Genomic DNA, 13,464 nt, shown 5'->3' on the forward strand with positions numbered 1-13,464 from the left:
CTAAAAATGATTAACTTTAGTTACTCATTAAAGACATAATGAACAAACTAGCTATTTCATCTGATAAAATTACGGTTTATTATTAATCACTTATCTTTCAATGGATCACTTCAAAGAGAGTTACACGTTAATTTAGGGATAAATTTGTAATGTATAAAGCTTTTGCAACGCTCGTTTTATTATCAATACTTTTATTGTCATCACCCGTTTTAGCAACACTCAATTTTCAACTGGATATTATCCCTAATCCGTATCAGGCTCACAAAGGTACAAGAGCAATTTTAGTCGACGCAGACGGCTCGCACCTTGTCTTATATGGTGTAAATAAAGATAACAAAAATAACAAAATACCCATGGTGTTTCACTGGAATGAACGTGATGGACACTCTCACCTTGGATTATTAAATAACCGCAACACCCTGTTACCAATGGACATTTCTGATGATGGCAAAGTTATTGTTGGCCATAACGGAGGAGATAGCTTTATTTGGACAAAGCAAGATAAAATGCGCACTGTGCCTAAACTTAAAAGTCACTACCTTACTACTGCTATTTCAATTTCTGCAGACGGTAAAACCGTGGTTGGGTACACAGGGTGGCAATCAGATGTTAGTGCCTTTCGCTGGGAAATTGGCGCCAAACCTACAGAAATTGGTACAGGCTTAAACAAAGTAAAATGGCGTAATGCAACCCATGTTTCAGCAGATGCCAGCGTTATCGTTGGTAGTGCGCAAAAACATGTATACCGATGGAATAATAATGTTATTTCATCCATCACTTCGCCAAGTGGGTGCTACTTTATTCCTGAAGATGTATCACATGATGGTAAAACCATTGGTGGGCGCTGCAGTGTTGATACGCCTATAATCTGGCACGAAAGTAATGGCTTTACGACTTTGCCAATTCCACAAGGTGCCGCCAGTGCCATAGTAAAAGGTATGTCAGGTGATGGAAAAAAGCTATTTGGTACCGCCAAGTATAAAGGTGAAAACTACACTTACAGCTACCGTCCGATATTATGGTATCAAGAACAAATTTACTTTCTTGATGACATTGTGAAAAAACATATTCCCAATCAAGCGATAAAACAAATTAGAGTCAACAATATTTCATCTAATGGCAAGGTACTTGTCGGTGGATACAAAGACAGCATTGATCATTATTACCCATTTAAACTGACACTAAAGGAATAAGCGTTTAACTATGAATATTAAACAGTTACTCGAATCTCAACACCAAGTATGTTTGGCACATGTGCGACGCATACCTTACACCAGTTTAAAGGCGTTTATTGCCATGACCCTTAGTGCCCTCATTATTGCATTTTTTATTGATACTGCACCTCGCTACACCACACACGACTCTCAAACAGCAGTCATCTTAGCTGCCACACCATTTGTATTTATACCGCTAGTATTATTACAATCATTCTTTCAACGCAGTGTACGTTATAATTCCGATGTTTTTATCACGCGTAAAGGCGTCAGTTTTCCTGATCTAACAGCTGAAAAAGACGCCTTTGTAGCTTATGAAAACCTAAAACAAATAACAGTTTATTATTTACCGTTAACCCCACTGTTCAAGTTCGGCCCTAAAATTAAAACCCACATTTGTATAACCGATCAGCAAAATAATTCAAACGGGCTTCATGTCATTAATATGGACAACGTCGGCTCACTTATCACCTTTTTACAAGCTAGAGGCGTTACTATTCAATATCGTCTAGCTAGATGGCCTTTAGTTTATATACTGATGTTCCCTGTTTTCTTTTCACTTGCTTGGTTTTTATAGATTAGGTTGCAGTTATCTTCTTTTTAGTGATGTACTTTGCCGTTAAATTAAAGCGTAGCGTGTTTTATTATTGATTAAGAAATCAATAAAATACCTAATTCTCTTTGCCATAAATTGGCGATTTGCATAGACCAAATAAACCGAAAGGCTTGCTTCTAAAGGTTTGATCTGCAACTTAATTAAACGACCTTGCTGCACAGCATCCTTACAAAACGGAACAGGTAAACAGACCACACCTTGATCAAAACAAGCCATTTCAAAGGCCATTTCAAAATCTTGGGTAAGAAACTTATAACGACTAGCACCGTTTACCGGGGCAAAAATTAAATGCTGCTCCAACGTGGCTAAACTAGCTGTGTGACCAAGCGCCTTGACAACTTTTGGAGAGGCAAAATAAGCAAGTTCCGTTTGGTAAAATTCGCGAGCTATTAAATCTAAATCGCCAGCGTCTCTACCTCTAATCGCTAAATCAATGTTATTGGCTACTAGATTGAGCTTTTCGTCTGACACCACTACTTCAATCTCAATATTGGGATGCAGCAGTCTAAAGTCAGCAATGATCTGGGCTAACACATGTTTAGACGTGGCGACGGGTACAGACAACCTAATTTTACCCGATAACATATCATGGCTTATCAATTCATCTTCAGCATGGCTTAATAACGCGAGTGCTTGTTGGCAGGTGTTTAAATACGTTTGCCCTTCACTTGTTAAACTAACATTACGTGTGTTGCGATTAAACAATCGAGTATTTAAGCGCTTTTCCAAGCCTTTTACTCGCGCACTTACTGTTGAGCGAGGCAAAGATAATCGCCTGCTAGCCTCAGCAAAACTGCCCCCATTAACCACTTCTATAAAGGTTTGAATCTGTACCAAGTCACTCATTGTACAACTTTATCGTTCAATCTATGCAATATTGGCGATCTAGATTAGCCGAAATTAAGCCTCTACACTAAGTTTTTTTTAGAGGTAAACCTAATGCAAATTCAAAAATTACTCATTTTAATAGTCACCTTTTCATTAACCAAAATAGCGGCTGCAGCACCAGCAGTGCATATTAAATGGCTTGGCGGCCCTACAATGCAAATTACATTTAATGGCACAACTTTAATCACCGATCCTATGTTTGGCGAAGGAGAGCAAGCGTTTATTATGGGGGATCCAAATGAAGTTTTTGACTTAAACAAAGGCCCAAACATAAAACATCATGCGAGAATAACGCCGTTACCTAAATATGATTTAAATCACACACATTATGTTTTGTTAAGCCATGCGCATGAGGATCATTTTGATCAAAAAGCACAACAAATATTAGATAAAAACTTAAAAACTATTCTACCAATTGCTGACAAAGAGAAAGTAAGTCAACTAGGTTTTCAGCAACTTACGCCATTACAAGCTGGGCAATCGCTTGAACTTAAAGCGGGTAAAGGCAAAATACTTATTACGGCGATTCCAGCCGATCACTCAACTAATATGTCGCTGACGCCACTTTTAGGTGAAGGATTGGGTTACGTTTTAACCTTTACCTTAGGTAACTGGCAACAGTCAATGTATTGGACAGGCGACAGCATGCCAACGGATCGCGTTATTAATGCGGTAAAACAACTTGGTCAAATGGATGTGTTAATTCCTAATATGGGAGCCGTTGGAACAACAGGTCCTTTAGGGCAAATTAGCATGGGTGCAGATGATGTTATAAAGCTTGCAAAAACACTTAAAATAGAAAAAGTACTGCCTATTCATCACAGTACCTTCAAACTTTACCTTGAACCTATCACTAAGCTCCAACAAGCAAGTAAAGCGCAACCGATTCAACTACTGTTGTTAAACGAAGGGGAAACTTTGAGTTTTAAATAATCTTGTATTGAAAAAAGGGGCTATGCCCCTTTCTTGCGGACTAATTGCGTCAAACTTACAGTGTTGTTATTCCCCACAACAACAAGACAAAACCTGTTAGCACTATAATACTTTTGGTTTTATGCTTTTTAATAACGCGTTCTGCTTTGTTACCCGCATAGTACACAACAACGGCTAGACCAAAATATCGAATGGAGCGTGCAATAGCAGTCGCTAAAATAAACATCAATATTGAATATTGAGTTGCACCGGCAGCAAGCATTGCAATTTGAAAAGGTATAGGCACTATGCCTAACGTAAGAACAAACCAAAAACCTTGGTCTTGCATTTGTTGTTTAACAGTATCAAACTGCTCTTGACTGAAAAATGTAGTTATCATCCAATCTCCAACAGCATCAAATAAGTAATAGCCCAATGCATAACCTACCAGTGCACCTAGCATGCATCCAAGTGTCGCCATTAAAGCAATAAGCCATAACTTATCTCGACGCGCTTGCATCATAGGCACCAACACAGCTTCAAGTGGGATGGGCACAATGGTAGATTCTAAAAATGACGCTACCGTAACACCACTCAGCATATGCTTAGAATTAACTAGCTTATCTGTTTTGCGTTTTAGCTTTTTTAACATTGCCGAATATATCCATTTTAGAAAAATAGTAAAAGCAGCTTATAAAACAAAAGCCTTAAGTGCCCCATTCGAGAAAATAGCGCAGATAAACATTACAATGTTGCGGTAAAACATTTCCGTAAACATTGCACACAAACTCACTTTATCTATTTATATCAACAAATTAAAGTTTAAATTTTGATATAAATAATATTACCAACAGATACTCTACCGACTACAAAAATTAGCATTTAAACCATGGGTTAAATACGAGGCGTTGTAAAAAGACCAGCAAGTAATCGATATTTAGACGTAATTAACACAAACTTTAGTAGTTAGCCTCAGCTTCGCATAAGCAATGCGTTTCTAGGTACTATTTTTACGGACTTTTGCGTTATTTTGAAGCGAAATAGCTAGCTATTCCTACTGCAAAATGCCTTGAATTCAGACAAAAATATCGAACTAGAAAAATAAGAGACTGCTAACTTATTGTTTTCTTTGATTTAACACTGTTTCTTATGCAAAACTGAGGTTAGTTAAACAAATAGGCAGCTTAAGGTTTATGATAACCTGCTAAACAATAAAGGAGTCAAAGACTCCTTTAATCAAAGATAAATGTATTCACTAATTTCAACATTTACTGCCAACACAAACAACATCATTGTCATACCATACATCAGTTAACTGAGTATTTGCCGTTAAATCAAGAGTAGTTAGCGAGTTAATACGCAAATCTAGCCATCGAAGTTTTGGTAGGAAGGTCAAATCTATCGAACTTAATTGATTATTTCTCATATCTAATTCCCGCAACTCGGTATTGTGAGATAAATCAAGTTGCTGGATGGACTGATGTTCCGCCCATATACGCCATAATTTTAGATTTTGGCTTAAATCTAAATGGCTAATATTTCCTATATTAGTTATGTTAGAACTGATCATCAACTGCTCCAAATGAGTTAACATTGACACATCAAGATCAGTCATTGCAGGGTTCCCACCGATAGTTAAGGTATCAATTGCTAAATTATTAGACAAATCTATACGGCTTAATTGGTTAAACTCAGCATTTAAATCTTCTAGCAAGGGGTTATGAGATAAATCCAGTTCAGTAAGCAACATGACACTGACATTCAAACTTTCTAAATCGCTTTGCTGGCTTAAATCAATGGCTTTAATTTCTCTATTTGCGCCGATATTTAGCTGAATTAACTTGGAGTTTTGACTTAAGTCGATCGAACTCAACTGATTAGAGTATAAATATAAATAATTAAGATGTTGGTTGTTTGAAATATCTAACTCACCAATATCATTAAAGTCTGCATCAATCTTTGTTAACCATGGGTTTTTCGATACATCTAACTGAGTTAACTGGTTTTCCCTTACACTCAAATTTAATAATCGCTTATTGTTAGTAACATTGAGCTGTAAGATGCCTGTGCGATCCAACCTTAGTACTTCAAGTTTAACTAAATGCTCAATGCCAGAGGTGTCAGCAATATCTTTGTCGTAACAACTAACAATAACCACTTCATCGGCATACACTTTGTCATTTTCACCCTCAGTAAAATTGTTGTTGATTGCACACGCTCTAAGTTCGTTACTGACAAAGATATCCGCCAATTTCACGCGTTCAGTAAATGTTGCAGACAACTCGCAGCTTTTTTCGAAAGGAGATGAATCAATTGTAAAGCTTGATGGTGAAAATTCATGGTCATAATCAAGCGTAACCCCACACCCAGTTAATGATGTCAATATATGCCCTTCATTTGGTGTAACGGTAAAAGTAGCAGTCTCACCATTAAGGTAACTCTGTTGATTTGCAGTTACTGTTCCACTGCCTGAAACCTTAATTGTTGTCGAAAACTTTGCTGGCTCGGGAGAAACACTTGGTGACTTAGTACTACCACCACCTCCGCCACCGCACCCTAATAAAAAGATACTTAAAAGTGATACAGAAAAGATACCTTGCTTATTCACTATGCTCATAAAATTTAGCCAATTGTTGTTGTTTTTTATTATTAAAAAAGAAAGCAGTATTTCATGTCTACTTTTATTTAACAAGAATATAACAAATCAGCGATATGTATAGTGAATGAAAGATACAACTATCTAAACATATAAATGATCACCCTTTTATTTAGAAATCATGCGTTAGATTGATATTTGAACTATCAAATTGCCGCTAAGGCCTAACCTGATCATTTACTGTTAAATTCCCCTACCTTTTTAGTTTTATAAAACTTTCGTTTTGACGATTTTCTCTTGTTTGAATAGGCGCTTTTAGGGCTAGCCATATTTGCCATGTTGGGCATTTGTGTTTGTTCGGCTGTTGTTAATAGCCCTTTTAAGTTTTCTAACATTGGCGCCATAAACGTTTGGTAGCTCATGGCTTTTTGACTAATTTGCCCCAAATTAGCTTCCCATAATGCTGTCATATCTGGTGTGGTTGCCTGGCTAGGTAAACTGGCAATTAACTGCGTGCCAGCTGGTGTTGCCAAAATATTCTTGTTTTGCCGAGTAATAAAACCACGTTTAATTAACAGCTCTATCATGCCAGCACGTGTTGCTTCTGTACCTAATCCGTCGGTTTCTTTGAGTATTTTTTTAATTGCTTGGTCTTTTACATAACGAGCAATACCGGTCATAGCGCTCAATAAGCTGGCATCGGTAAAATGTTTAGGTGGCTCAGTTTGTTTCTCTTCCAAAATCCCCTGAAGACAAGTGAGCTCTTGCCCTACTTTTAACGGCGGTAAAGTATGCGTGGATTGTTGATCTGCCTTGCCCAAAACCTTCTTCCAGCCCAATGCTTTAGTTTGTTTGCTCGATGCACTAAAAAGACCGGTTTCTATTCGAATTTCAGCTTTGATATCTTCAAATTCGTGTGCAGGATAAAACTGCGCCAAATACTGTTTGGCAATTAGGTTATATACTTTCGCCTCATATGCCGTCAGTTTGCTGATATCCGCTTTTTTAACGGTAGGAATAATCGCATGGTGGGCTTCTACTTTTGCATTGTTCCACGCTTTACTTTTTATGCTGGTATCTGCACTTTGGCAAAACGTTGAAAGCTCTTGATTAGTACTGGCAATAGCGGCAATAACATCTTTCGCCTGATAAAAATGATCCACAGGAAGGTATTGGCAATCTGACCGTGGATAAGTAATTAACTTATGCTTTTCGTACAACGCTTGGCAGGTATCCAAACATGCTTTGGCATTAATACCAAAGGCTTTATTTGCTGTCATTTGTAGTTGCGACAGGTTAAAAGGCAGCGGCGCATTTTGCTTTTTAAGTTTGTTGTCGATCGTTTCTACTTTGGCCGCTTTGCCACTGATGCGATTAACAATGTTTTCAGCCAATGCTTTGTTTAATAGTCGCCCGTCTTCGTCAAGGTAATCTTGGCATGCTTCACTAGGTAGCCACTTAGCTTTAAAGTGCTCGTTTTTTGCCGTCATCAATTTAGCAAACACTTGGTAAAAAGGTTTACTGATAAAGTCTTTAATGGTGTTGTCACGTTCAACCACTAAGCCTAATAAAGGTGTTTGCACTCGGCCAACCGATAAAACACCTTTATACCCTGCCTTTTGCCCTTGTAAGGTATAAGCTCTGGTCATATTCATGCCATAAAGCCAGTCAGCTCTGGCGCGTGCTAACGCTGAGGTAGCAAGCGGAATAAATTCACTATTGGATTTTAAGTTCGCTAGCGCTTTGCTTACGGCTTGCGGGTTTAAGTCGTTAATTAACAAACGCTTGGCATGTTTAATTTTGCTGGCACTCGGTTTAGCATGATTGATCACTTCATCAACTAGAATTTGCCCTTCTCGATCAGGGTCGCCAGCATTAATAATTTCACTGGCTTTTTTCACCAGTTTTTTAATTACGGTTAATTGACTGCGAGTTTTAGGTTTAGCTTTTAACTGCCATTGTTTAGGCACGATGGGTAAATGCTCAAATTGCCATTTTTTGTATTTGGTGTCGTAGTCATCGGGTGCAGCTTGCTCAAGCAAATGCCCGACACACCAAGTCACACAATCACCATTAGCAAGCTGAATATAGCCTTGCTCATTTTTATGTGGTTTGGGAAGCACCTGTGCAATAGCACGGCCTAAACTGGGTTTCTCTGCAATATATAACTTCACGAACGAACTTAAAAACATGTTTATATATACAGTATTTTGGCTAACTTATTAGATATCTGCAAGCAACAATTAAGATTTATGACAATAAATCAAATACGTTGGAGGTTTAATGCGGGGAATACGAATGCGAGCACACTCGTTTTAGTACAACATTTATTCGGGAAATAAAGCTAAGCCAGACGGTAATTAACCGCCGACTGGCTTAGTTATTTTGGCATGCTTAAAACACTATTCTAACTTTCCAGTAATATCGTAGTAATGTGTTTGCACCATTCTGTCGGTCGTTATAAATGCCCAATTCCATTTATCATGATATTTTGCCAACGGCTGCATTTGGGTAATTTCAGCAAGTGATAAGTTTTGCTGAACTAATTTATTAATAATCTCATGCGTTTCATTGAGCATTTTAATCGACGCTTGTAAGTCACTAATTGTCGATGTCGGGCCATGGCCAGCAATGATTTTGGTTTTTTCATCAGCCACTGCCAATATTTTTTCTACACCGGCAATAAAGCCTGCAACTGTGCCGCCATTGTCGATATCAATAAACGGGAAACGCCCGGCAAACAGTAAATCGCCAGCGTGTATTACGTTTGCGTCTTTAAAATAGACAAAAAGATCACCATCGGTATGCGCACGTGGCGTATGAAACAGCTGAATATTTTGATTATTCATGGTTATTGTTGTTTCATCGGTAATATTAACGGTAGGAAGATATTCTTTGGATACCGAAGGCGCTTCTCGGCCTAGCGCTTTTATAGCGCGTGGTGAAACTAGGTATTTCCTAACGTTTGGGTGCGCCATAATTGTTGCGCCTTTACTTTTAAAGTAAGCATTTCCCATAACGTGATCGCGGTGCAAATGCGTATTTAATACTAGGTTGACTTCCCTATTATTGGATAGTTTTTTTTGTGCACTATCAATCAGATCAACTAAGTGTTCCATTTGAGTGTCAACCATAAACACGCCGTCGTCACCAATTAACACGGCAACGTTACCAGAACGATCTGTTCTAAGTTCATAAATTCCCTGTCCAAGGTCACTGACTTTAATATCAAAACCTTTGTATCCGTCGTGTTTTTCCGCCATTGCTAAATTACTTAAAAATAAACTAGCAACTGCAAAAAATGAAAAAGTGAGTTTTGTCATAGCTTTATTTAACTGTGGAATATTATGCTTCATCATAATGACACCATTGCAAACATAGAATTTTGTATTTGTTACAGTATGTAAAGTTTAACAATACACTCGATAGCAAGCGCTGTATAGGATGACGTGAATAGTAAGTTTTAATCTACTAGCTTCTAAATAATTACGATTGAATATGACTAGATTTTCGCGCTATTGGGCTTTGTTTTGCTGGCTAAAGTAAATTTAAGCATTATTGTACCCAAATAAAATAGCCCCCCAAAAACACCTAAATCGACCAATAGCTTTTCAATGTGAAAGCCATCTGAAAAAAGAGAATACTCAAAAGAGAAGTAATAAAAAATAGCTTTTGATCCAAAGTATGCGACGATAAATGGTACAAAAAACTTTAAGAAAGAGTGATTTGATTGAACATTATCCATAATGAAATTTCCTTATAAAGGAATCAGCTTATCACCATAAATACGAGATGAATTTACAAAAAACGCCTAATAAAACGATGGTTACGGACTAAACTCATCATTATTTTTTACCCATCGATAAATTGGGTATGCACATAGCAATGGAATAAAAGTCAGAATAATAGCCTTAACAAAGTCCACTTGTCGTAGTTCACCAATGTTATAGAAAAAACAAACTATTCCAACGGTAAGAGCCAACCACACCGACCAAAACGCTTCTTTTTTAGTCATCATTTTAAATCCATTTAGTTATTGAGAAACGGTATAAATTATGAACAACAGTTGACCACGATAAGTGAACAAAGCGCAGCTGTCAATTTTATGATTTCGTCGAAAGCTTTCCGTAAAAAGCTCCTTTATTAATAAAAAAGAACGGTTCATAAGCAAACAATGTTTTCAATACATAAAGCATGAAAAACTAAACAAACTATTGAAACGGGTTAGGCATTTTAGACAAAGTAAATATGATAGCGTTACCAAACGCCGCTAACGAAAATCCACGAATAAGTAAAACAAAGATAACCTGCATACCACCAGAAGCACTGCGAATATACTGCAGCGGATAGTCAAAGAATATCAATAAATAAAGCAGGTTATAGTAGGCAATGCGCATACCGTCTAACACATAGTGTTGCCCATCGGCAGTGACTACTTCCATACACATGAGCCGTGCGCCATTTCTACTAATATGAATCAGATCACGCGTATGTCGATGGCGTTTATCTCGGTAGGTGTAACTAACAATAACTTCTTTGATATCGTTTCGAATTATCGTTACTGAGCCTTTTTGTGTTTTCCTAAGCCCAGTTCCAGCTATCGTTATACTATCTTTTGAAATGACAATTTCATTGGATTTTCGGCGGCCATATTTGGCAAATATTAGAAAACGTTTAGTAAAAAATATAATTGAAAAACAAGATAACAACCCAAAAAGCGCAATTAATGGTTTTACTTCATACGGGTAATACAGTGCCCAAGCCGCTAACATAAGAACAAGCAAGGCAAACAGCAATTCCATGCCAAACGATAGCGTGCTAAGCCCCCATAAAGTTTTTAAAGAAACACAAGATTGCTCAGTCAGGCTGTCGCGCTCCTTAAAACTTGCATATTTAAACCATTTTTTATTGTCTAATGACAGCGATAACGAATGTTTAGCGATAGACATAGTTCCCTTTACTTCTTCTTGTTTACTTTACTAAATAATTATAATTATTAACTACTTAAACCAAATTCATATAATTGAATTACATAACAAAATCTCTCGTTTATTTTGTAACATCAACAGTAATGAACAAGTAATTGTTGGCTTCAGTGTGAAGATAAACTTAGCCAACAATTACAATTCCATTTTCCTTAGCCTTGTTTGGCACTTTGATGTAGGCCAATATACTTTCTTTTAGAAATAAAACCCTGATAATTCACTGAACGATGAAAATACCTTGTACTTTCAACTACTTTTAATTGTGGTGCATGGTAAATCGGCCCCCCCCTTTTATTTATTTCTTGTGTAATATTCTCTTATATGGCTATTACCACTTGCTCCAGCAGCCCCCATATATACCCAATAGGTATCTTCACCTTCAAAGTGCAGTTGAGATATTTCTTTCTTACCATACCTTTCATACTGTATCGCGATACTGTTACTTGTACATCCTAACACGTTGAAAGCAATACGTTCTTCTGAAGCTGGGCGTTTCATTGTTTTCTTGCCCATCTTGAGCTCAATTTCAGGGGAATTAACGCTCATCTCATTTTTGCCGTTAAATTTGATGACTTCAATTCCTTGCGTTTGAATCATAAAAGACCAAGCTTTGTCTTCTATATTTGCCCATTGTTTATTGAACAACTCAAATTTCTCTTTGGAAGAAGTCCATGTTCCATCTAATGATGGGCAACAATAGCCAACACTTGGGATCATGATTGATAAACACATTAATACTCTTTTCATAAATAAATTTAGTAATCCTTGCTCAAAAATATCGTTAAATAGCTATACATAATGACTCCTACACAATGCCAACCGCCACATCTTCATGAGTTAACTTAATTAGGCAGAGTCATAAATAGTTTATCAATTAAATAAACTGCTGAAGCGGGCAGCGCTAAACATAGCATAATTTTCAGAGACTTAGTTACCGATAAAGAGTTTTAAATGTAACCATTTTGAAGAAAACCGTAGCGCTTAATTTCCTCATTTGAAAATTAGCGTTTCACCTTTTGTTTAAAACGCTTATTTCGCTGATAAAATCATTAAAACTTGCACTGTTTCACCGCATCAAACCAAGTCCTATTAAACCTAGTATTGTTAACTTTCGGTATAGGTAGCTCTTCCGATATTTGTAACGGTTTGGCTAAATACTTAACCACAAGGCTTCTATCCCCATCATTAAAATGTTTTAGTAACGCTAGAAGCATTTGTTTTTGATTAATTGTGGGGGGATTACCCAATAAGTCCTGATATCCAGCATCTATCCACTGAAGTAATGCCATATATGCTTCACTCGAGAGTGAGCTCGCCAACCTTTTGGTCGTTGGATACAACCTTGTATAACTAAGCTCATCTTTTTGTAAGACAAAAATAAGTAACAGTATAGTCCCTGAGCGCACTTTACCTACTCGTTTATTGATTGACTGGTAAAGTTTAAGTGCCCCTTTAAAATATTGCTCAGCCAGCGGAATGTTTTTCTCTTGCAACGCAATCAAGCCCGAATTGTGATGTGCATTCGCCAACATATTTTTATCATTGAGCGAGCGCGCTTTCTCAATGACAGATGCGTACAATGACTTTGCTTTATCTAAATCATTTGCTTGGCGAGCAAGTAAAGCTTGGCTATTAATGACAAGTAACTTGCGTTTGTCGTTCGGTGCATGTTGATAAGCACAATTAAGGCTGTATCTTGCGTCTTCAATATACCCATTTAAACGCAGCCAAATACCCAACGCGCTTGTGATACTGGTAATATTCTGCTGAAAATAAGCATGTTTTTGATACTTAAATAGCTCGTCTAGCGAATCTATCAAATTATCTAGTTTAGAAAGTGGCAGCGACGCACGCATATGTAGAATATGCCATTCAATTAATTGTTGTTCGGTTAATACCAACTCAGACTTTATTGCTTGCAGCAAATCAAAGCTGTGACTTGGTTTAACCGTTAAATAGTCCTGCGCTTCTTTTAGCCTTGCTGCAACGGATTCGTTGCCAACAGCTGGAAAACAAACAACAATGATTAAAAAAAATATAGAACGTAGCACCACGTATTAAAGCCCATAGAAAAACTAACTTAATTATAGCCATGATGAATGGTAATGTTGATTTTAATCGTTGGCTTTGTCTAAACACTGGTTCTATTTAATCGTGTGTGCTCAGTTAACCACCGCCGTTTGAAAGCTATCTGTATAATCAACGACTCTGACCGCATTGATTCATTGATTCACTGTTTTTATCTGGTTTGTC

At 37.3% G+C, this 13,464-nt stretch carries 12 protein-coding genes; 3 read left to right on the top strand and 9 right to left on the bottom strand.

What is annotated here, in order from left to right:
* The first annotated feature begins 149 nt into the window (after positions 1-149).
* Both IE199_RS12085 and IE199_RS12090 read left to right on the top strand, forming a co-directional pair.
* Positions 150-1,193 (top strand): hypothetical protein, encoded by a 1,044-nt coding sequence (locus IE199_RS12085; RefSeq protein WP_189770802.1) that lies wholly within the window; start codon positions 150-152, stop codon positions 1,191-1,193.
* Between the two features lie 10 nt (positions 1,194-1,203).
* Entirely contained in the window at positions 1,204-1,791 is a 588-nt protein-coding gene (locus IE199_RS12090; RefSeq protein ID WP_189770804.1) for a hypothetical protein, read from the top strand.
* A 42-nt stretch (positions 1,792-1,833) separates the two neighbouring features.
* Here the strand turns inward: IE199_RS12090 and IE199_RS12095 are convergent, their stop codons facing one another.
* Complete coding sequence (locus IE199_RS12095) at positions 1,834-2,676, bottom strand: LysR family transcriptional regulator (protein ID WP_189770806.1); 843 nt, start codon at positions 2,674-2,676, stop codon at positions 1,834-1,836.
* A gap of 93 nt (positions 2,677-2,769) precedes the next feature.
* Here IE199_RS12095 and IE199_RS12100 point away from each other — a divergent pair, with 93 nt between their 5' ends.
* Positions 2,770-3,651 (top strand): MBL fold metallo-hydrolase, encoded by an 882-nt coding sequence (locus IE199_RS12100; RefSeq protein WP_189770808.1) that lies wholly within the window; start codon positions 2,770-2,772, stop codon positions 3,649-3,651.
* Positions 3,652-3,706: 55 nt separating this feature from the next.
* Here the strand turns inward: IE199_RS12100 and IE199_RS12105 are convergent, their stop codons facing one another.
* The 8 genes from IE199_RS12105 to IE199_RS12140 all read right to left on the bottom strand — a co-directional run bounded on the left by IE199_RS12105 (position 3,707) and on the right by IE199_RS12140 (position 13,265).
* Positions 3,707-4,282 carry a YqaA family protein gene (locus IE199_RS12105; RefSeq protein ID WP_189770810.1) on the bottom strand — a complete coding sequence of 192 codons (576 nt, stop codon included), beginning with the start codon at positions 4,280-4,282 and terminating at the stop codon, positions 3,707-3,709.
* A 609-nt stretch (positions 4,283-4,891) separates the two neighbouring features.
* Positions 4,892-6,247 (bottom strand): leucine-rich repeat domain-containing protein, encoded by a 1,356-nt coding sequence (locus IE199_RS12110; protein WP_189770811.1) that lies wholly within the window; start codon positions 6,245-6,247, stop codon positions 4,892-4,894.
* 212 nt (positions 6,248-6,459) lie between these two features.
* The gene (locus tag IE199_RS12115; RefSeq protein WP_189770813.1) at positions 6,460-8,400 is read right to left on the bottom strand and encodes a DNA topoisomerase III; all 1,941 of its coding nucleotides are present in this window, start codon (positions 8,398-8,400) and stop codon (positions 6,460-6,462) included.
* Positions 8,401-8,628: 228 nt separating this feature from the next.
* Complete coding sequence (locus IE199_RS12120; RefSeq protein WP_189770815.1) at positions 8,629-9,585, bottom strand: MBL fold metallo-hydrolase; 957 nt, start codon at positions 9,583-9,585, stop codon at positions 8,629-8,631.
* 143 nt (positions 9,586-9,728) lie between these two features.
* Positions 9,729-9,971, bottom strand: a complete 243-nt coding sequence (locus tag IE199_RS12125; RefSeq protein ID WP_189770817.1) for a hypothetical protein — start codon at positions 9,969-9,971, stop codon at positions 9,729-9,731.
* Positions 9,972-10,437: 466 nt separating this feature from the next.
* Positions 10,438-11,175: a hypothetical protein gene (locus tag IE199_RS12130; protein WP_189770819.1), complete on the bottom strand. Its 738-nt coding sequence runs from the start codon at positions 11,173-11,175 to the stop codon at positions 10,438-10,440.
* 327 nt (positions 11,176-11,502) lie between these two features.
* The gene (locus IE199_RS12135) at positions 11,503-11,958 is read right to left on the bottom strand and encodes a hypothetical protein (RefSeq protein ID WP_189770821.1); all 456 of its coding nucleotides are present in this window, start codon (positions 11,956-11,958) and stop codon (positions 11,503-11,505) included.
* Positions 11,959-12,260: 302 nt separating this feature from the next.
* The gene (locus IE199_RS12140; RefSeq protein WP_189770823.1) at positions 12,261-13,265 is read right to left on the bottom strand and encodes a tetratricopeptide repeat protein; all 1,005 of its coding nucleotides are present in this window, start codon (positions 13,263-13,265) and stop codon (positions 12,261-12,263) included.
* Positions 13,266-13,464: the final 199 nt, after the last annotated feature.

This window comes from Thalassotalea marina (assembly GCF_014656435.1).
Taxonomy (GTDB): Bacteria; Pseudomonadota; Gammaproteobacteria; order Enterobacterales; family Alteromonadaceae; genus Thalassotalea_C; species Thalassotalea_C marina.